This is a genomic window from Halanaerobium polyolivorans, from assembly GCF_020711195.1.
Lineage (GTDB): Bacteria > Bacillota > Halanaerobiia > Halanaerobiales > Halanaerobiaceae > Halanaerobium > Halanaerobium polyolivorans.
Genome location: NZ_JAJFAT010000013.1, coordinates 19,742 through 41,216, shown reverse-complemented (window position 1 = coordinate 41,216; position 21,475 = coordinate 19,742). Strand labels below are relative to the sequence as shown.

Annotated in this window: 16 protein-coding genes; 15 read left to right on the top strand and 1 reads right to left on the bottom strand. The window is 34.2% G+C overall.

The window, feature by feature from the left end; genetic code table 11:
* Positions 1 to 53 precede the first annotated feature (53 nt).
* The 5 genes from LJ207_RS09515 (at position 54) to mutM (ending at position 6,927) form a co-directional block, all read left to right on the top strand.
* Entirely contained in the window at positions 54 to 1,196 is a 1,143-nt protein-coding gene (locus tag LJ207_RS09515) for a S1C family serine protease (RefSeq protein ID WP_229346264.1), read from the top strand.
* Between the two features lie 169 nt (positions 1,197 to 1,365).
* Positions 1,366 to 2,055, top strand: a complete 690-nt coding sequence (locus LJ207_RS09510; RefSeq protein WP_369414177.1) for a response regulator — start codon at positions 1,366 to 1,368, stop codon at positions 2,053 to 2,055.
* On the top strand, positions 2,048 to 3,430 hold the full coding sequence (locus LJ207_RS09505; protein ID WP_229346262.1) for a sensor histidine kinase: 1,383 nt from the start codon (positions 2,048 to 2,050) through the stop codon (positions 3,428 to 3,430). The genes LJ207_RS09510 and LJ207_RS09505 overlap by 8 nt, the downstream gene beginning before the upstream one ends.
* A gap of 31 nt (positions 3,431 to 3,461) precedes the next feature.
* Positions 3,462 to 6,104 carry a DNA polymerase I gene (polA, locus tag LJ207_RS09500; protein WP_229346261.1) on the top strand — a complete coding sequence of 881 codons (2,643 nt, stop codon included), beginning with the start codon at positions 3,462 to 3,464 and terminating at the stop codon, positions 6,102 to 6,104.
* On the top strand, positions 6,097 to 6,927 hold the full coding sequence (mutM, locus tag LJ207_RS09495) for a DNA-formamidopyrimidine glycosylase (protein WP_229346260.1): 831 nt from the start codon (positions 6,097 to 6,099) through the stop codon (positions 6,925 to 6,927). The genes polA and mutM overlap by 8 nt, the downstream gene beginning before the upstream one ends.
* Before the next feature lie 287 nt (positions 6,928 to 7,214).
* Here mutM and LJ207_RS09490 read toward each other — a convergent pair whose 3' ends face one another.
* The gene (locus LJ207_RS09490) at positions 7,215 to 8,666 is read right to left on the bottom strand and encodes a DDE-type integrase/transposase/recombinase (RefSeq protein WP_229346259.1); all 1,452 of its coding nucleotides are present in this window, start codon (positions 8,664 to 8,666) and stop codon (positions 7,215 to 7,217) included.
* A 181-nt stretch (positions 8,667 to 8,847) separates the two neighbouring features.
* On the opposite strand from LJ207_RS09490, the gene coaE reads away from it, so the two are divergent.
* From coaE to LJ207_RS09440, 10 genes are all read left to right on the top strand, one after another.
* On the top strand, positions 8,848 to 9,825 hold the full coding sequence (coaE, locus tag LJ207_RS09485; protein ID WP_229346258.1) for a dephospho-CoA kinase: 978 nt from the start codon (positions 8,848 to 8,850) through the stop codon (positions 9,823 to 9,825).
* Between the two features lie 33 nt (positions 9,826 to 9,858).
* Positions 9,859 to 10,434, top strand: a complete 576-nt coding sequence (locus tag LJ207_RS09480; RefSeq protein ID WP_229346257.1) for a lytic transglycosylase domain-containing protein — start codon at positions 9,859 to 9,861, stop codon at positions 10,432 to 10,434.
* A gap of 159 nt (positions 10,435 to 10,593) precedes the next feature.
* Positions 10,594 to 11,625, top strand: a complete 1,032-nt coding sequence (locus LJ207_RS09475; RefSeq protein WP_229346256.1) for an ABC transporter ATP-binding protein — start codon at positions 10,594 to 10,596, stop codon at positions 11,623 to 11,625.
* On the top strand, positions 11,625 to 12,599 hold the full coding sequence (locus LJ207_RS09470) for an ABC transporter ATP-binding protein (protein ID WP_229346255.1): 975 nt from the start codon (positions 11,625 to 11,627) through the stop codon (positions 12,597 to 12,599). Before LJ207_RS09475 ends, LJ207_RS09470 begins: the two co-directional genes overlap by 1 nt.
* Before the next feature lie 137 nt (positions 12,600 to 12,736).
* Positions 12,737 to 14,338: an ABC transporter substrate-binding protein gene (locus LJ207_RS09465; protein ID WP_229346254.1), complete on the top strand. Its 1,602-nt coding sequence runs from the start codon at positions 12,737 to 12,739 to the stop codon at positions 14,336 to 14,338.
* A 278-nt stretch (positions 14,339 to 14,616) separates the two neighbouring features.
* Complete coding sequence (locus LJ207_RS09460) at positions 14,617 to 15,663, top strand: LacI family DNA-binding transcriptional regulator (protein WP_229346253.1); 1,047 nt, start codon at positions 14,617 to 14,619, stop codon at positions 15,661 to 15,663.
* A gap of 60 nt (positions 15,664 to 15,723) precedes the next feature.
* Positions 15,724 to 17,019, top strand: coding sequence for an ABC transporter substrate-binding protein (locus LJ207_RS09455; RefSeq protein ID WP_229346252.1), 1,296 nt, complete (start codon positions 15,724 to 15,726; stop codon positions 17,017 to 17,019).
* Positions 17,020 to 17,094: 75 nt separating this feature from the next.
* A complete protein-coding gene (locus tag LJ207_RS09450) occupies positions 17,095 to 18,162 on the top strand; it encodes a carbohydrate ABC transporter permease (protein ID WP_229346251.1) in 1,068 nt (355 codons plus the stop codon).
* Positions 18,159 to 19,025, top strand: a complete 867-nt coding sequence (locus tag LJ207_RS09445; RefSeq protein WP_229346250.1) for a carbohydrate ABC transporter permease — start codon at positions 18,159 to 18,161, stop codon at positions 19,023 to 19,025. The genes LJ207_RS09450 and LJ207_RS09445 overlap by 4 nt, the downstream gene beginning before the upstream one ends.
* 113 nt (positions 19,026 to 19,138) lie before the next feature.
* Positions 19,139 to 21,454 carry a glycosyl hydrolase family 65 domain-containing protein gene (locus LJ207_RS09440; protein ID WP_229346249.1) on the top strand — a complete coding sequence of 772 codons (2,316 nt, stop codon included), beginning with the start codon at positions 19,139 to 19,141 and terminating at the stop codon, positions 21,452 to 21,454.
* Positions 21,455 to 21,475 lie beyond the last annotated feature (21 nt).

The following is a 21,475-nucleotide window of genomic DNA, read 5'->3' as shown; positions in this document are numbered from 1 at the left end:
ATTATTAGTTAAAGAGATTAGCGAAATTTATTTAATTAAGGTGGGTGTTTGAGATGGATATATTAAAACAAAGATCTGCTAAAAAGTTAGTAGCTAAGTTATTTTTATCTTTTCTGATTTTAGCACTTGTTTTTTCTTTTACTATGGGTGCAGCAGCTCAACAAAGTGAGAATATTTATCAGAGTAATCATTTTGCCGATATAGCAGAACAGGTTGATAATAGTGTGGTTAAAGTAACCACAACAGCTGAGGTGAGTACCCAGCGGGAATTACCTGATATTTTCGATGATCCATATTTCCGTTTTTTCTTTGGTGATCGTTTTCAGATACCTGATCAAGGTCCCAGAGAACAGCAGGGATTTGGCTCAGGCTTTATAGTTTCTGAAGAAGGTTATATACTAACAAATCAACATGTAATCCAGAATTCAGATAAGGTTGAAGTTGAAATAAATAATATCGATGATCCCTTAAAAGCAGAAGTTATCTGGTCAGATTTTAGTTTGGATCTGGCGGTTTTAAAAGTTGAAACCGATCAAGATCTGTCTGCTGTTAGTTTAGGTGACTCAGATAAAATTAGGCCTGGTGATTGGGCAATAGCAATCGGAAATCCTTTTGGTTTTGAACACACGGTAACTGTTGGAGTGATTAGTGCTTTAGGAAGACCAATTCAAATCCCAACAGAAAGTAGACAGGTTAGAACCTATCAAAACCTAATTCAGCTTGATGCTGCGATTAATCCCGGCAATAGTGGTGGACCTCTGCTTAACAATAAAGGTGAAGTAATAGGTATTAATACAGCTGTTTCTGCTGCAGGCCAGGGAATCGGTTTTGCAATACCCATTAATGAAGCTAAAGGTATAATAACTCAACTTAAAGAAACAGGTGAAATAACTCAACCCTGGATTGGAATAGCTTTTAGTAATATCAGTTCAGAAATGCAGAGCTATTTCAAGCTCGAAAATCGTGAGGGAGTTATAGTAATTGAAGTTTATGAAGATAGTCCTGCTGAAGAAGCAGGCCTGGAAAATTATGATGTTATAAAAGAAATTGACCGCCAAAAAATTGAATCCACTTCTGATGTAGCAGAAATAATTCGCAATAAAGAAGTTGGAGAAGAAATAATGTTTAAAATCACAAGAGATGGAAGTACTGAGATCCTCTTCGGAATAGTTGGTGACAAGCCAAGTGATATTTAAATAATAAAATATTTAATTATCTCTCTGCAATTTAATCCGGACTTCAGACTGAAGTCCGGTTTTTTAAGCTGAGAAAGTAGTGATAGAGTTTAAATTTACTGTATTTGTTGATATAATAAAGTAGTTGAAGAAAAAAATGTATTTTAACTCTTTAGTGGGAGGTGAAATAGTGAGCAAGAAAATACTAATTATTGAAGATGATGCCCAGATAGCCCGTTTTGTTGAATTGGAGTTAGAACATGAAGGTTATCAAGTAAAAAAATTTGATAATGGTTATGATGGTATTAATGCCCTTAAAGAAGATGATTATGATCTTTTATTACTTGATTTAATGCTTCCGGGTTTGGATGGGATAGAAGTTTGTAATAAAGTAAGAGAATTTTCTAATCTACCAATTATTATGCTCACTGCCAAATCTGAATTAGAAGATAAGGTAAAAGGCCTTGATACTGGGGCAGATGATTATTTGACCAAGCCCTTTGAAATAGAGGAGCTTTTGGCCAGAATCAGAGCCTTATTAAGAAGAGATAAGGGTGATGTAGAAGCAGCCAATACCCTAAAAATAGCTGACATTGAGGTTAATCTGGATGCCCATCAGGTAAAAAGGGCTGGCCAGAAGATTGAACTGACCAAAAAAGAATATGATCTCCTGGTTTATTTAATCAAAAATGAGGGAATTGTAGTTAGCAGAGATAAACTGTTAAACAATGTCTGGGGATATAACTATACAGGTGAAACTAATATTGTTGATGTATATATTCGATATCTGCGCAGTAAGATTGATGAGCCATTTGAAGAAAAATTAATTCAAACAGTACGCGGGGTTGGTTATGTAATGAGGTCTGAAAAAGATGATTAAATTTTTTAATAAAAAAAGCAAGATTTCTTGGAAGATAACTATTTTATATGCACTAATGTTTATCATGCTCTTATTTTTAATAAATTTTGCCATTTATTTTTTCTTATCCAATTTTATCGATGATAATATCAAAAAAAATATCAATAATACCAGTGAATTTGTAATTTCCCAGATTAATAATCAGGAAGAGAACAATGGAGAATACTTTAATGCAGAAATTTTACAGGAAATAAGTCGAAGTGAAGAAAATGTATTTTTTAGAATTTTAAGTCCTGAAGGAGAAATTAGGGCTCAATCAAGATATCTGCAGGAAATGCAGGTGCCTATTACAGCCCAAATCACAGAATTTAGATCTGGTAACCGCAGAATAGCGGTAAGAACTATTAATTTAGCCGATTATTCACCTGCTACAGGTTATCTTCAGGTGGTGAAAGATATTACATTTGAAAAGAATTTCTTGGATTTTCTAATCCTTGTTTTAATTATTGCAGCTGCTTTTGGAGCTTTAATTTCTGTTTTTCTTGGTTATTTTACTACCAAGAAAATGCTGTCTCCGATCAATAAAGTTACTGAAACCGCTCGAGAAATAAGTTTTAATGATATAGACAGAAGGCTTTCTGTTAAAGGTCCTGATGATGAATTAAAAAAATTAGCCTTAACATTTAACTCGATGCTCGATCGCCTGGAAAAAGCTTTTAAAAAGCAAAAGCAATTTGTATCTGATGCATCACATGAATTGAGAACTCCAATTTCTGTTATCAAAGGTTATGTTGATCTTCTTAACAGATGGGGCAAAGAAAAACCTGAAGTGCGTGATGAAGCTATTGAAGCGATAAAAAAAGAAACAGAAAATATGAAACAATTAATGGAAAATTTGCTCCTGTTGGCCCGGGGAGATGACAGTGAACTGATCAAAAATGAAGAATTATTTAAGTTTAACAGTTTAATCAAAGAAATAATTAAAGAATTTAAACTATTAAAAGATGATGTTAAGATCGAATTTGAAGAAAAAGCCGAGATTGATTTTTGGGGAGATAAAAATCTTTTCAAACAATTGATTAGAATATTTATCGACAATTCTATTAAATTCACCTCAAAAAATGAAGCAATTAAATTGATGATCGACAAAAGAAAAAGCGAAAAATGCTTAGTAATTATCGAAGATAAAGGGCAGGGAATTCCTGAAGCAGATCTTCCCCATGTTTTTGACCGTTTTTATCAGGCAGATAAATCAAGGACTCGCAAAAAAGAAGGCTCCGGTCTTGGTCTAGCAATAGCAAAAGAAATAGTTGAGAGCTATAATGGGGAAGTTGATGTGGAGAGCAGTGAAGGAGAAGGCACTAAATTTACCATTGTACTGCCAATTAACAATTAAGATAGAGAATAATAATGGGAGATGATTTGTTTTGACAAATGATCAAAAAAAAGATAAAAAAACTCTTTTTCTTTTAGATGGACATAGTATTACCCACCGAGCATTTTATGCATTACCTCTTTTAACAAATGATGAGGGGCAATATACTAATGCGGTTTTTGGTTTTATCAGAATGCTTTTTAGTCTTACCGATGAATGGAATCCAGATCGAATGGTTGTAACTTTTGATAAAAAAGCTCCAACTTTTAGACATGAAGAATATGAGGAATATAAGGCGAATCGCAAAAAGATGCCGGAAGAGCTTGTTCCTCAAATACCGATGCTGCAGCAGACCTTAGCAAAACTAGAAATCCCAATTATTGCTCAAGAAGGTTATGAAGCAGATGATTTGTTGGGGACATTATCAAAACAGGCATCAGCTCAGGATTATGATGTCTATATAATTACCGGTGATAGAGATGCTCTGCAGTTGGTTTCAGAAAATGTAAAAGTGATGTATACCAGAAAAGGACTTTCTGATCTCGTAATTTATGATCTGGAGAAAATACTTGATAAATATGAACTCCCTCCTGAAAAATTAATCGACATGAAGGGTCTGATGGGGGATAGTTCTGATAACATACCCGGTGTGCCTGGAATAGGAGAAAAAACCGCAATTAAACTATTAAAACAATTTGATTCTATTGATGAGATATTAAATAATATTGATCAGGTTTCTGGTAAAAAAAGAAAAGAAAACCTAAGAAAATTTAGCGATCAGGCTAAAATGAGTTATCGTTTGGCTAAAATCAAAAGAGATGTGGCAGTTGACTTAGATTTTGATAAATGCAGAATCGATCTCTATGATGATGGAGAAGTTGTGGAGCATTTCAAAAAGCTTGGTTTTAGCAGCCTGCTTGATAGATTTGAATATAAAAAAGAACTTCAACCTGAGAATATCAATTTTATAGCTGTGGGAGAAAAGGAGTTATCTGAATTAAAGCAGAAAGCGTTAGAAAAGGGAGAAATAGCCCTTTCTTTAAAGATTGCTGAAGATAGCTGTGCTAGAAATGGTAAGATAAGAGAAATTATCTATGCTTTTGAGGACAATAATGTATATTCATATAAAGTTGAAGCTGATAATATTGCCTCTGTTCTAAAAGAGGTCTTAGAGTCGGAAAAAATAGCAAAGCTATTTATCAATGCTAAAGAATCTTCACTTGCTCTGCTGTGTGAAGGAATAGAAGTTAAAGCAATAGCTTTTGAACCACTACTAGCTTATTATTTGTTACAGCCTTCTGAGACTTTACCAGAATTAGAGGAGGTTTACAGCAGAGAATTAGAACTTGGGATGCAGGAATTTGATCAGGAGCAAATACTTGCATTAGAAACGAGCAAATTATTTAAACTGAAAGATAAATTAATTAAAAAACTTAAAAATGATAATTTATATGATCTATTTAAAAATATGGAACTGCCTTTAATTAAAGTACTGGCCAGAATGGAATATAATGGGGTGAAAATTGATAAAGATTGGCTGGAAAAATTATCTGATAAATTGGAGAAAAGATTAGATATAATAACCAAAAAAGCTCATGAAATGGTAGATGAGGAGTTTAATTTAAACTCACCAAAACAATTAGGAGAAATCTTATTTGAAAAACTGGGGCTTCCAGTTATAAAGAGAACTAAAACCGGTTATTCTACTAATGCCAGTGTATTAGAAAAATTAGAGGGTAAACATCCTCTCATACCTTTGATTTCAGAATACCGAGAACTGGCAAAATTAAAATCAACCTATATAGACTCACTACCTCCTTTGATCAATTCAGAAACTGGTAAAATCCATACTTCTTTTAATCAGATGGTTACCGCAACAGGAAGATTAAGCAGTACAAACCCCAATCTGCAGAATATTCCCATTAGAACTGAAGAAGGTAGAGAGATCAGAAAAGCCTTTATTCCTTCCGATGAAAATATGCTTTTGCTTGCAGTAGACTATTCCCAAATAGAATTAAGGGTTTTTGCCCATTTAAGTGGGGACAAACGCTTAAAGGAAGCTTTTAATTCGGGAAGAGATATTCATACAGAAACAGCGAGTGAGATCTTTGAAGTTGAGGCAGAACAGGTTTCACCAAATCTGAGAAGACATGCTAAAGTAATCAACTTTGGTTTAGCTTATGGAATGAGTGCTTATGGTTTAAGCCAGGATCTTGACATTCCAGTTGAAGAAGCACAGGATTATATAGATAAATATTTTGAGCGTTTTTCCGGGGTAAAAAAATATATGGATCAAACCATCGAAAAAGTTAAGAAAAAAGGTTATGCAGAAACCCTATATGGAAGAAAACGCTATATACCCGAGATCAACAGCAGCAATTACCATCGACGTTCTTTTGCAGAACGCTCAGCGATTAATACCCCGGTTCAGGGTACAGCTGCTGATATAATGAAAAAATCCATGTTAGATGTTTATGCTGCTCTAGAAAATGAAGATTTAGCTATCAATATTTTATTACAGGTACATGATGAGCTGGTATTTGAAGTTAGAAAAGAAGATTTAGCAGAAGCAGCTCTTTTAATTAAAAACAAAATGGAAGCTGCTGCTGACTTGGATGTTCCCCTACTTGTAGATCTACAGATTGCTGAAAATTGGCGAGATAAAGAAGATTATGAGGTGGAATCTAATGCCTGAATTGCCAGAAGTGCAGACCGTAATTAAAGGGCTGAGGCCTTTAATAGTAGATAAAAAGATAACAGAGCTTGAAGTAAGAGAAGAAAATTTAATCGGCTACCCTGATATTTCTATTGATGAACTTAAAAAGAGATTAATTGGGGCAAAAATAGAGTCGATCAGCAGAAGAGGCAAATATATCTTAATCAATTTAGATATTGATAAAATACTTGTTATCCATCTCAGGATGACCGGTAAACTTCTAGTTAAAGAAGCAGCAGAATTTAAAGACAAACATACCCATGTCATATTTACCTTAGATGATGGTCAGGAGATTCGTTTTAATAATGTCCGCAAATTTGGTCGCATCTATTTGATCGACCCGGAAAAGCCAGAACAGGCTGGAGGGCTTGCAAACCTGGGTCCAGAGCCCTTAAGTGAACAGCTTAGTCTGGAGGATTTCAAAAAATTATTTGCCAATCGCAGAGGAGTAATCAAATCTCTGCTTTTAAATCAGAAATTTATCGCAGGTATTGGAAATATTTATGCTGACGAGATACTTTATTTATCGGGAATAGAGCCTGAGCGTAAAGCTGACAGCTTAAGTGAAGAAGAAAAAGAAAAGATTTATTTTAATATGCGGGATATATTAGAAAAAGGAATCATCTATGGTGGGACTTCATTTAGTGATTATGTGAATGCATTTGGAGAAAAAGGTTCTTTTCAAGCAGAATTAAAGGTGCATCAGCGTCAAGGAGAAGCATGTCATATCTGCGGCAGTAAAATTAAAAAGAAAAAAATCGGGGGAAGGGCCAGTTATTATTGTCCAAAATGTCAGGATTAGCTAAAGGTACTGTCTAAAAATCTATGAAAAAGTGATATTGAAGCTAGAAATTAAATTTTGAGTAAATTTTAATGGTTGGATGACCGCATTGCCCTTGACAAACACCAGCTAAATACTAGCTGAAGGTTGCCGAGGGTGAAGGGGAAGGATATAAAGGCAGGAGAAACTAGCCAACCCTCGAACCATTGATTTTAGCATTTATCTGGTTCGGTTTGTAAAGGGTTCGCTTCGTCAATGCTTTTAAATAGCTTTTAGCTGCCTCAGGCTCTGCTAAAAGAATATAAAGGTTAAGCAGACTGCTGCAGGATAATAATATGTTCCTGGGCAAGCTCAATCAATTTACCCCAGCGAGCTGGCATATGAGGCTGAGCATCAAGCTCTGGAATAAGTACAGGTACCTTTTTTTCTAAAGCTGAATGTGGTCTTAAAAAGTTAAAATAAGCGACAAATAGATTGATAAAAGCAATAGATCCAGCTGAAGATTTAAAACCAGTAGTTGTCTTGTAACTGCGCTTGAAAGTTCTGTTTAGTCTTTCGACAATCTCTTTTAAAGGCCTGTATTCTGTGGATATCGGGTCCTCATTAGTAAGACCAATAACCTGATGGATATCGAAATGGATTCCATGCTGAGCAAAATAATGTTGAGCCAACAAATAGATAGGATTACCATCAACAATAAAGGCCAGGTTATCAGGTAAATTCTTAATCTTTAAGAGGACATCATTCAGTGCTTTAATGGCAGAGAGAGTATCCCTGTGAGGAGAGAGCCTGTAAGAGAGGATGATCTTTTTAACAGAATCAAAGAAAAAGAAAAGATACTGCCATTTGCCCTTAACTTTAAGATATGTTTCATCACCACAGTAGGAATTAGAAAGCTCATAAGGATAATCATCAACAAAAGGCTTGATAAGAGAACTGACAGCATCGGCATAATTTAGTACTGTCTGGTGAGAAATCTTAAGTTGATGGATATCCATCATAATAGCTGCGGTTTTCCTGGAAGAAAGCCCATAATTAATATGGTAGGTCAAAATCAAACCAAGAGTATGCGAAGAACAGTGAATTTTAGATATATCAACAGCAGGTAAATTGCTTTCTAAGTTATCATTACTCAGTGGTTTAAAGTCGTATTTAAACTCTCTGTAGATGTAACGGACTTTAAATAAAAATGGAGCTTTTTCAAAGCTCTTTTTATCATCCTTAGTCAATAAAGAAAGATTAACTTTGTAATAGGCGCAGTCATCGTTTTTGCATTTGTAGATATCAAACTCTTTACGTTCTTTAATTTTAGCTAAAGTATGATCACAGAAAGGGCATTTACGCTTGATGGCTTTAGAATAGATAATTTTGTAGTTAAAGGTTTCAGAACAGACTTTACAGAGAAACTGACCTTTACCACCATTGTTATCGTAGAGATAAATGTGGGGTGCCCCACAATAGGGACAGGTGATAGTGTTGGGAACTTTGTTTTTAGAATTTTTACGCCTTTTAACAGGTTTGAGTTTCTGACCATTTTTATACAGATGTTCAGCCAGAAGTTTTTTGTAATCAAGTAATTCAATAGTTTCAAGTTTAGGGAAAGAATCAATCTGCATTTGAGCATAAATTTGATTAACAGGTGGAGTTTTTATCTTGTCTTTTAGATTAATATTTTTACCAACGACTAAGACCATCAGATAATTAATTAACTGCCACTGGATTTGAATATAAAGCAAGAGAGAAATAATAATTGTTTTCAAAGTTTGCCGCCTCCTTTTTTTCTAGATAGTTTAGTTAAAACGTAGTTGATTTTACTCTAAATATACCTTGAAAAAGGGAGGTTGGCAAGTTTTAAAGATAGATTGTTGATATAACAAGGTTTAGACGGAAAAATGTTCAAAAAGATTTGACAGTACTTAGCTAAAGCAGGAGGGATTTTAAATGATTATAGGTTTGACAGGAGGTATTGCAACTGGAAAATCAACTGCAGCTGAATACCTTGCAGCTAAAGGTGCTGTGGTTATTGATGCAGATAAAATATCACACCAATTAACAAAAAAAGGTGAAAAAGGCTGGCAGTTGGTTGTCAATGAATTTGGTGAAGAATTTTTGCAGGAAGATGGAGAGCTGAACAGAAAAAAACTGGCTGATTTAATTTTCTCTGAGCCCAATCAGAGAAAGAAATTAGAATCACTGCTTCACCCTTTAATCATTTATGAAATGAAAGAAAAAGCCTTTTATTATTTAGAAGATAATAAAATTGTTATTTTTATGGCTCCCTTATTATTTGAAGTTGGTTTAAATCATTTTTGTGATCAAAATTGGGTTATATCTGCATCCAAAAAGGAACAGATAAAAAGGTTAAAAAATAGAGATAAGCTTAATAAAGAGGAAGCCAAAAAAAGAATAGAATCTCAAATACCCTTAGCAGAAAAAGAAGAGAAGGCTGATCTGGTGATAAAAAATAATGGGACAAGAGAAGAATTAAAAGAAAAATTAGATTCTCACTGGCAAGAAATTTTAAAAATAGTTGATGGAGAGTTCATGAGGATTGCCTTAATTGCTCATGATGCCAAAAAAGAAGCCATGATTAATTTTGCCAGGCGGCATAAAAAGATACTCAGTAAAATGCGTTTGATTGCAACCGGGACAACCGGAAAAAGAATCAGAGAAGCAACTGGATTAGAGGTGGAAAGAATGGCTTCTGGACCACTTGGTGGAGACCAGATGATCGGAGCTGAAATTGCTAAAGGAAGATTAAATGGTGTAATTTTTTTGAGAGACCCTTTAACAGCTCAACCTCATGAACCAGATGTAACTGCTCTTTTAAGGCTCTGTGATGTTCATGAAACACCCTTAGCTACAAACCTGGCCACTGCAGAAATGGTAATCCATGTTTTAGGAAAAAAGAGCAATTAAGATTGAGCCTTAAGTTAGGGAGGAAAAGAATTGTTGGCAAAGAAAAATATTTTAAAAGCAGCTGCTTTAATTATTTTAATAATCACCTTATTTCTAATCTATTCTGCAGATTTAGATTTTTGGCAGTTAAGAAGATCATTTGAGGTTATTCAATATGAGAATTATATTCTAAAATATGCAGAAAAAAATGCTATTGAAGCAGAATTGCTTGCAGCAATAATATATGTTGAAAGTAGATTTGATCAAAGCTCAGAATCTTTTCGAGGTGCTTTAGGATTAATGCAGATTATGCCTGCAACTGGAGCCTGGATAGCCGAGGAAATAGGAGTAGATGATTTTGAGCTTGAGGATTTATTTGATCCAGAAACAAATATTAAATTAGGCAGCTGGTATTTTGCCTACCTTTATGAGAAGCATGACGGTCATTTGGTTAAAAGCCTTGCTGCTTATAATGCAGGCCAAAATACTGTTAGAAGATGGATGCGAAGTGGCTGGCAGGGAGAAATAGAGGATTATGAGATTCCTTTTGCAGAAACAGATAAATATGTGAGAAGAGTACTTTCAACCAGAGATTATTATCAAAATAGCAATATTTTTATTAATTATTAGTCAAGGCTCTAATTTGATTTTTTACTAAATTAAAGATATAATTTAGTTTAGTGATAATTTATATAATTAGTTTAATTCGATAATTCAAAAAATAATCCGGATATTTATTAGCGGACTTATTTTTTATAAATATAATATTATATAGGGTAGGTGGAATTTTTGAGTAAGGAAAAGCTTGTAGAAGTCAAAAATTTAAAAACTTATTTTTATACAGAAGAGGGTGTTGTCAAGGCTGTAGATGGAGTTGATTTTGAAATATATCCCGGTGAGACTCTTGGTGTTGTAGGTGAGTCTGGCTGTGGTAAAAGTGTTACCTCTCTTTCTATTATGAGACTTGTAGAATCACCACCAGGTAAAATTGAGGCTGGTGAAATTAATTTTAAAAATAAAGATCTAACTAAATTAAGCAATAAAGAAATGCGCAAAATAAGAGGTAATGATATTTCAATGATTTTTCAGGAGCCTATGACTTCATTAAACCCTGTTTATACCATTGGAGATCAGATTGCAGAAGCGATTATGCTGCATAAAAAAGTAAAGCGTAAAGAGGCAATGCGTCAGGCTGTAGAAATGCTGAAAAAAGTAGGGATTCCTTTACCTGAACAGAGGGTTAAAGAATATCCCCACCAGCTTTCTGGAGGTATGAGGCAGAGAGTGATGATCGCTATGGCATTATCCTGTGATCCTCAATTATTAATTGCTGATGAACCAACAACAGCCCTTGATGTTACAATTCAGGCTCAAATTTTAGAATTAATGAATAGTTTGAAAGAAAAATATGGGATGGCCATAATGATGATAACCCATGATTTAGGTGTTATTGCTGAAGTTTCGGATCGGGTTGCTGTTATGTATGCCGGTAAAGTTATAGAATATACAGATGTAGATACTTTATTTGAAGATCCTAAACATCCTTATACCTGGGGCTTGATGAATTCAATTCCCAAGCTAGATAGGGATGTAGATCGACTTGAAGCCATACCGGGAAGTGTACCCTCTCCATTGAATTTTCCAGATGGGTGTAAATTTAATACCCGCTGTCCTCTGGCAGAAGGAAAATGTTATGAAGTCGAACCTGATTTAGAAGAGGTTGTTAAAGGACATAAGGTCCGCTGCTGGAGATATAAAGAACTGGAAAAAATCAAACAGCGTGGAGAAAGGATTTATTCTAATGGAGGTGTGCTTGGTTAATGGCTGAGAAATTACTTGAAGTAAATAATTTAAAAAAATATTTTCCGGTTAAAGCTGGAATAATCAAAAGAACCGTTGCTCATGTCAAAGCTGTAGATGATATCTCCTTTTATGTTAATGAAGGTGAAACCTTAGGTCTGGTTGGAGAATCTGGTTGTGGAAAATCAACTACCGGTAGAACCATACTTAGACTGCTTGAAGCTACTGCAGGAGAAGTATTATTTGAGGGTAGAGATGTGATGGCCCTTAATAAAAGCCAGTTAAGAGAAATCAGAAGAGATATGCAGATCATTTTTCAAGATCCCTATGCTTCTTTAAATCCGAGAATGACAGTTGCTGATATAGTGGGAGAGCCGCTTGATATTCATAAATTAGCCAAAAACAAAAAAGATCGCAATAATAAGGTTAAAGAAATCCTGGAAAATGTGGGTTTAGGGGCAGAATATATGAACCGTTATCCCCATGAATTCAGTGGAGGCCAGAGGCAGAGAATTGGGGTTGCAAGGGCTCTGGCGGTAGATCCTAAATTAATTATTGCTGATGAGCCTGTATCTGCTTTAGATGTTTCGGTTCAGGCCCAGGTAGTAAATTTAATGCAGGATTTACAGAAAGAATTTGGTTTAACCTATTTATTTATAGCTCATGATTTAAGTGTTGTTAAACATATTAGTGATAGAGTTGCTGTAATGTATTTAGGTAAGATAGTAGAATTAGCTGATAAAAGAGAATTGTTTAAAAATCCTATTCATCCTTATACACAATCACTTTTATCTGCGATTCCAGAAGCAGATCCTAAGAAGAAAAAAGATAGGATTATCTTAAAAGGGGATGTACCCAGTCCTGTTGATCCACCTTCAGGCTGTCGTTTTCATACCCGCTGTCCTAAAGCATTTGACAAATGTCCTATTATAGAGCCTGAATTTAAGGACTATGGTAATGGTCATTATGCAGCCTGTCATTTATTAGAAGAATAAATTGTTGATTTAATAAAAAATTAGTCTATTATTAGATTATAATTCCTGTTTTGGTAGCTACCAAAACAGGTTTTTTGTATTTTATATTGAATAATATAATTAAGGAAAGTAATTATAGCAAAAAGAGGAGTTATTATATGAAGAAAAAAATATTAATTTTAAATTTAATCATCTTGCTGTTTTTTTCAATCAGCATTAATGCAGCAGAACAGCAATCTATGCTTAAGATAAGAGCCTTAAATCGGCCAATAACTCTGAATCCAACCCAGGCAGCAGCTGATATTTCAGTAGAAATAACTAATCAAATCTTCGAAAACTTACTCAGTGTTGATCAAAATGGAAATTTAAAAGCTGAATTAGCTGACTCCTGGCAGATTAGTGATGGAGGCCGTAAATTGACTTTTGATTTAAAAGAAAATATCTATTTTCAAAAAGAATTCAAAGGAAATATTACTAGCAAAAATAGAGGAAGAGAGGTAAGGGCTGAAGACTGGAAATGGTCTTTAAATTATTTGGCATCTCCTGAAAATAGATCTCCTTACAGAGAATTATTAAAAGATATAAAGGGCTATCAGGAATTTAGTTCAGGTGAAAGTGAGCAATTGAGTGGGATTAGAACCGAGGGTAAATATCGCTTGATAATAGAATTAAAAAGATCCAATACACCCTTTTTATATAATTTAGCCCACCATGCTGCTGTTGTTATGCCAAAAGAAGATGTTTTAAATCCAGATCGTCAGTGGAGCTTAAATCCTGTCGGTAGTGGTGCTTTTGCATTTGAAAATATTGATTCAGAATCACTAACTTTAAAAAGAAATAATAATTACTGGCAGAAAGATGATCAGGACAGAGCCTTACCATATTTAGAGGGAATCAAATATTATTTAGAAGCTGGTGAAGAAAAACCTATCGATTATTTTTCTTTATATAAACTGAACTCTGATCAGTACGGTCAATTTCTGGCAGGTTCTTTAGAAGTGGAGAACTATAATTTTAAAAAAATTGCTGCTGATCAGCTTAAATATTATGGTATAGTTTTTAATAAGAATAATAGTGATCTATTAGCACAGGCCAAATTCAGAGAATTTTTAAATTATGCAGTAGACCGGCAAGAAATTATTGAAAATTTGGCTTTAAATGATTTTCTACCGGCTAAGGACTTTCTTACTGCCTCGAATAAAAAATTATATTCATATAATCCTGAAAAAGCAGAAAAAATTATTGAGGATTATAATTTAAACTCAAACTTTACTATTCAGCTGGCAGTAAATAAAAATTCAGTTAACCAAAAAATAGCAGAAGAAGTAAAAAAACAGCTGCTTGAGTATGGAATTGAAATAGAGCTGGAGAAGAGAAATTGGGTAAATCACTTGAATTTTAAAACAGAATCAAATCATCAAAGCGAATACTTGCTAGCTAAGAGCTCAAACATTGCTGATCCTTATAATTTTCTTTATCAAAACTTTCATTCTGATAATTTAAGCTCAGACAGTGAATACAAGCCATTTACTAATTCGCGTTTAGATAATTTTTTAGATTATATTAAAATTGAAGTTGAGCAAGAGAATCGTGAAAGAGCTCTGGCTTTAATAAAAGATATTGTTATAGCTGAAACACCCCTGCTTTATTTATTCCAGAGTGCAGAAAGCTATCTGATCGATGAAAGAATAAGAAATATAGATAAACTGGACAATTATTTCAATCCTCCTGAATATAAAAGGCTTTACTTCGAAAAGTAGGCCTTTTTTTAGTTTGAAATGAAAAGGATTTCATTAATTTCAAGAGGTTTTCATTCTTTAAATTAACAGAAAATTTAAATAATTTCTAATAATTTAAATAATAATTAATAAATGGTAATTATAACATATATATTACTGTCAATCACAAATAATTTGCATTTTAAGCAGTTTTTTAGTGAATTATCAAAAAAGTTCAAATATTTTGCAGGAATAATTAATTTAATATTGAATATAGTAAATAGTGAAATGGATTTCATAAATTATGAGGAGCGAGTATTATGGATGTTACTATGAAAGATGTAGCAAAATTAGCAGGAGTTTCATTAAGTACTGTTTCGCGAGTTTTAAATGATAGCTCACTGGTAAGAGAAGAGACTGCTCTTAAAGTTAAAAAAGCAGTAGAAAAACTTGACTATCAAATTAATGACTCTGCTCGAATACTAAGAACAAATACAAGCAATTTAATCGGTGTAATTGGTGCTGGTATGGAACATCCATTTTTAGCAAACCTGCTCAAAGGTATAGAGGCTGAAGCCAGGGAAAAAGGTTTTGCCTTAATTTATGGTGATTCAGATGGAGAATTTGAGAAAGAACAAAATTATTTAAATATTATGAAACAAAAAAAGATTGATGGTATTATTTTAATTACTACTAATTATTATAATGATTTACTTAACATAGTTAAGAATTATCAAATACCGGTAGTTTTTGCCTCTGGTTATATAAGTGATCCAGAAATACCATGTGTCACAGTTGATAATGTGGCAGCTGCCTATGATATTGTGGAATATTTATGTAGAGTTGGCCACAAAGAGATTGCTTTTATTAAAGGTCCTGATCTTGATTTATTAGCAAGTCAGGAGCGCCTAAGGGGAGTTAAGCTAGCTTTGAGAATGAGTGATATAAAATATGATTCTCAAAAATTCATCGAAGGTGATTTTACTTTTGAAAGTGGTTATTCAGCTGCCGAGAAGATTATGGATCGCTTTCCAAATACTTCTGCTATATTTGCCTTTAATGACGAAATGGCAATTGGGGCGATCAGATATTTATTAGAACAAGGAATTAAAGTTCCAGAAGAAATTTCTATTGTTGGCTTTGATGGAATTGAACTTGGTAAATATGTTAAACCTGCTTTAACAACTATTGAACAATCAGGTTATGAACTTGGTTTAAAGAGTATAGAGTTATTAAATCAAATAATTGAGGGTCAGGAGGTAGAAGACAATAAGGTTTTTATACCACATAAACTTGTGGTTAGAGAAAGTACAAATAAATTAAAAAACTTAACAGAAGAAATGGAGGTGGGAAGTAAAAGTTCTTAGTTAATTTTATTTTCTATCAAATTGAAGTGATTATCCAAATCTAGAGGAGGAGAATTATTAATGAGAAAAAAATTGATCTTAGTTTTAACCCTAATTTTTGTTATGATATTTACTGGTTTAGTTTTAGCAGAGGAACAAATTACTCTTACTATCGCTGGTGGTGCTGTTGGTCAGGAATTAGAAACAACTGAACTTGCTGCTGAATGGTATATGGAAGAAAATCCTCATGTTAATGTAGAAGTTCTTGATACACCTGACTTAGCAACTGATAGACTAGGCTTATATCTACAGTTTTTAGAAGCGGAAAGTTCAAATGTAGATGTTTATCAGATCGATGTTATTTGGCCTGGTGACCTAGAAGAACACTTCCTTGATTTTTATGATTATGGGGCAGAGGAAATAGTTGATGATCATTTTGATGCTATTATTGAAAACAATACAACTCCAGATGGTCGTTTAGTTGCACTGCCATGGTTTACAGATGCAGGATTATTATATTACAGAACAGATCTATTAGAAAAGTATGATCGTGATGTTCCTGAAACCTGGAGTGAGTTAGAAGCTACTGCAGAATATATTGTTGAACAGGAAAGAGCTGCTGGCAATGAAGATTTTGAAGGATTTGTCTGGCAGGGGGATGCTTATGAAGGTTTAACCTGTAATGCCCTTGAGTGGATTTATTCAAATAATGGTGGCGATATTGTTAGTCCTGAAGGTAAAATAACTATCAATAATGAAAATGCAGTTGAAATGATAGAGATGGCAGCTGGCTGGGTTGGAACAATCTCACCTACTGGTGTAACTGGTATGGCAGAAGAAGATGCTCGTAGTACCTGGGAAGCTGGTAATGCACTCTTTATGCGTAACTGGCCTTATGCTTATGCTTTAGGTCATGAAGAAGGTAAAGCAACCGCCGGTAACTTTGATGTTGCTCCTTTACCTGCTGGAGAAGATGGACAACCTGCTGCTACTTTAGGTGGCTGGAACTTAGGTGCAAGTAAATACAGTAATCACCCTGAAGAAGCTGCAAAACTAGCTATGTTTTTAGCAAGTGAAAGAGTTCAAAAAATGCGTGCAGTTCAAGCAACTCTGAACCCAACTATTGAATCTCTATATGAAGATGAAGATGTATTAGAAGCTGCTCCTTTCTTTGACAGCTTATATGAAGTATTTACAAATGCAGTAGCACGTCCTTCTACTGTAACTGCTCCTAATTATAATCAGGCTTCTGAATTATTCTTCCAGGCTGTACATTCAGTATTAACTGGACAGGAAGATGCTTTAACAGCTCTAGAATACTTAGAACTTGATTTGATGGACTTAACCGGTTTTGAAACTGGAAACCCAGAATACTAAAAGTCACTTGAATTTCACAAAATAATGGAGAGGGCTAAAACCCTCTCCTAATTTATAAAGAGGGGGGAATATGTCATGGCCAAAAGCGATTCTTCAAATCTGGCTAGAGAGGAGCAAAAATTAGCCTTTAAATTATTGATTCCAGCATTTTTAATTTTAGTAATTATTGCACTATATCCACTCGGCCAGGTATTTTATACCAGTTTTACTGATCGCACCTTTGCTACTGCAAGGGAAACACAATTTGTTGGCCTGGATAATTATAGAAGTTTATTATCGGTTACAATGAGAGAATTACCAGCTGTGATAGATGAAGATACAGGAGAACAGGTGGTAGATGAAAACACAGGAGAAAGGGTTTATGAGAGGCCAATTCAGGTTTTGCCAAGAGAGCCTCGATATCGCTCTGTTTATCAGTTTAATCTTTTTGGTAATAGATATGTGCTGGGTGCTCGAACACCTGACTTTATCAGGGCTGTGGTCAATACACTGCTCTTTACCATTTTTTCCGTATTTTTTGAGACAATTCTCGGATTGGGGATTGCCTTAGTTGTAAACAGTGAGTTTAAAGGAAGAGGAGTAATGAGGGCAGTAATGCTTGTTCCCTGGGCTGTTATCACTGTTGTATCTGCTCGAATGTGGCAGTGGATGTTCCAGCCAACCAGGGCCGGCTTGTTTAATATGATTGGCACAAGATTAGGTTTGATTGATAGCAGTTATTCATTTTTAACCAATACCAGTTTGCAGCTTCCTTCTATTATTGCTGTTGATGTTTGGAAAACAACACCATTTATGGCCTTATTGATTTTAGCTGGATTACAGCTGATTCCAAATGAGTTATATGAAGCTGCAGAAGTTGATGGTGCAAGCAAATTCAAGCAGTTTATGACAATAACATTACCATTGTTGAAGCCTTCACTTGCTGTTGCCTTGATTTTTAGAACACTTGATGCTCTGAGAGTTTTCGATGTTTTTCAGGTTATGTTATCTCAGAGAAGATATTCAATGGCCAGTTATAATTATTTTCAATTAATTTCAGCAAGGCGAATGGGATTAGCTTCGGCTATTGGTGTTATTATATTTATAATAATTTTTGCTTTCGCTATACTTTACATGAGAGCCTTAGGAGTTGATACAGAATGAGCAAAAACAAGTATAAGCTACTCAAAAAAGTATTGTTCTATTTTGTGCTGGCAATAATCATTATCTATTTATTATTTCCTTTTTATTGGGCTTTAAATTCTTCTTTAAAAACGGAAGCACAGCTTTCAATGACTCCTGCAACTTTTATTCCAAGAGATCCTAATACTGGGGAAATATCGATTTATACAAATAATTATTTGGCCATTTTTCAAGATGGACAATTTGTCAGGGGTTTATATAACAGTGCAATAGTGGCAACATCAACAACCATTTTAGCATTGATCACGGGTTCATTTGCTGCTTTTGCTTTAGGTAAATTGAGGTTTAAGGGTAAAACCCCCGCCTTATATACAATACTTGCTATGACGATGTTCCCGCAAGTTACAGTCTTAGCAGGATTATATGCTGTTATTACAGCTCTTAATCTGGGGGCTCGAATAAGTATGATTGTAACATATCTACTCTTTACCTTACCCTTTACTACCTGGGTTTTAACTGCCTTCTTTAGAGATCTTCCTAAAGAAATAATGCAGTCAGCTCAGGTGGATGGAGCAACAGCTTTTCAGACTTTCCATATGATACTTTTACCATTAACTGCTCCTGCACTTGTAACTACAGGTCTGCTTTCTTTTATTCAGGCCTGGAATGAGTACCTATTTGCTTTAACATTTACTTCGATTGATGTTGAGGCTAGAACGGTACCGGTTGCTATTCAGTATTTTTCTGGAGCTCTGGCAAGACAGGAACCATTTGGAGAGATCATGGCAGCAGCTGTTGTAGTAACCATACCAATAGTTGTTTTGGTATTAATTTTCCAAAAACGGATAGTTGCCGGTTTAACTGCTGGTGCTGTAAAGGGATAATCTAAAAAAAGGAATCTAAAACTAGGCCATTGAATTACATTTAAAATTAAAGTTTTATGTAATTTTGATGGCCTTAACTTTGCAAAATTTTATATTATTGAGGGGGAAATAAATTGGCAGAACAAAGTTTATTCAAACTAAAAGATGGCTGGAATTTAGAAATTCCAGAAATAGATGAAAATCAAATTGTTAATTATGGCAGCAACTTACTTTGTGGTAATGGTTATTTAGCTTACAGAGGGACCTTAGAAGAGTGGGGTAAAGATCAGTATAAGGCCTGTATTGTAAGTGATACTTATGATATGGCTGATGGTAAATGGAGAGAGTTATCAAATGCTCCAGATGGTCTTTATAGCAGGATTAGTATTGATGGTCAAGACTTTGCTCATGATCCGGGCAGTCTTGATTTAAAAACCGAGCTCAATTTTAATTACAGATATGGGATTTTTGAACGCCAAACCCAAAGCAATAGAGAAGAAAGAAATTATCAAATTCTTTCTGCAAGGTTTGCTTCTTATGATAATCTTCATTTAATAGCTAATCAATATACTGTAAGTGGAACAGAAAAAGCCGAAGTTTTAAAATTTAAAATTGGTATCGATGGAGATGTTTGGGATTTAAATGGGACTCATCTTAAAAACTTTAGCAGTGATTATGATTCAGAGAAAAATATTCTATATATTAAAGCAGAGACTGTAGAAGAGGAAATTGAAGTTGTCACTGCTTTATCTTTTAAAATTAATTCTCAGCTACAAAATATAGCTGTTGAGGAAAAGGAAAAAGCAATATTTTTAATTATTGAAGTAAATAATCCTGATCAAAAAGAGATAAGAATAGAGAGAAACCTAATTATCTACAGCAGTAATGATAGAAAAGATCCCCTCAAACAGGCTTTAGAAGATGCTGAAAATTGTCTTGAGTTTAGTTATGAAGAATTATTGAAAAAACATAAAGCTAAATGGGATCAAAGATGGGAAAGAGCAGATATTAAATTAAAAGGTAATTTAATGGATCAATTGGCTGTGAGATTTAATCTTTATCATAATATTATTGCTACTCCTACCCATAGTGAATATCTACCTATTGGAGCTAGGGGCTTATCCTGTCAGGCATATCAAGGGGCAGCTTTTTGGGATCAGGAGATCTTTAATCTACCAATGTTTATGTATACAGATTTAGAAAGTGCCAAAAATATCTTAAAATATCGTTATCATACCTTAGATGGAGCCCGAGAGAAAGCTGCAGATCTTGGCTATGATGGAGCTTTTTATGCCTGGATTAGTGGTAAAAGTGGTAAGGAATTATGTCCATCTTTTTTCTTTAAAGATGTAATAAGTGGGAGGAAGATAAGAAATCACTTTAATGACTGGCAGATTCATGTTTCGCCTGATATAAGTTATAGTATCTGGAAATATTATTTAGCTGCAGATGATATTGACTTTATCTCTAAATATGGTGCAGAAATATTATTCGAAATTGCCCGTTTTATCCACTCTAGAGTTCATTTTAATAGTTATAAAGATCAATATGAGCTTATTCGTTTATTAGGGCCTGATGAATATCACGAAAATGTGGATAATAATGCTTTTAGCAATTATCAGTCCCAGTTTGCTTTAAAGATCGCCCTTTATTTTTATTTTAAGCTCCAAAATGAAAAACCACAAGAACTAAAAAAGATAGTAGATAAAATAGATTTAAAGGAAAACGAGATAACTGCCTGGCAGGAAATAAAGGAAAAAATATATCTGCCAAAACCCGATTCAGAAAGTAAATTGATCGAACAGTTTGATGGTTATTTTGATTTAGAAGATACAACTGCTGAAGTATTAGAAGATAGATTAATCGATAAAAGTGAATATTGGGGTTGGCCAAATGGAGTTGCAGTTTTCACCCAGGTTATAAAACAGGCCGATGTTATTCAGCTCTTTACCCTCCATGACCTATTCTCGGAAGATGTAATTGCGGCAAATTACGATTATTATGAAAAGAGAACTCAGCATGGTTCATCATTAAGTCCATCTCAATATGCAATTGTTGCAGCCAGGTTAGGGCGAAGTGAAGAAGCATATAGATATTTCAAAAAATCAGCTTATATTGATTTAAAAAGTAGTAATAAAGCTGTTAGTGGTGGAACATTTATCGGTGGAGTTCATACTGCAGCAGCAGGAGGAATTTGGCAGGTTTTAATTAATGGTTTTGCTGGAATGAAATTAAAGAAAGAAGGGCTGTTCTTTAAACCTAATCTAACTGAGGAATGGGAAGAGCTTGAATGGAAGCTTATCTATAAACAGGCAAAACTGAAGTTGAAATTGACCCAAAGTGAATTTGAAGTAAATTCAGACAAAGCAAATGCCAAAGAGATAGAATTTAAAGTATTTAATAAAAAATATAATATTGAGCCTGGAGAAAAAATTAAAATTTCTCTTTAAATTATTCTCTTTTAAAAATTA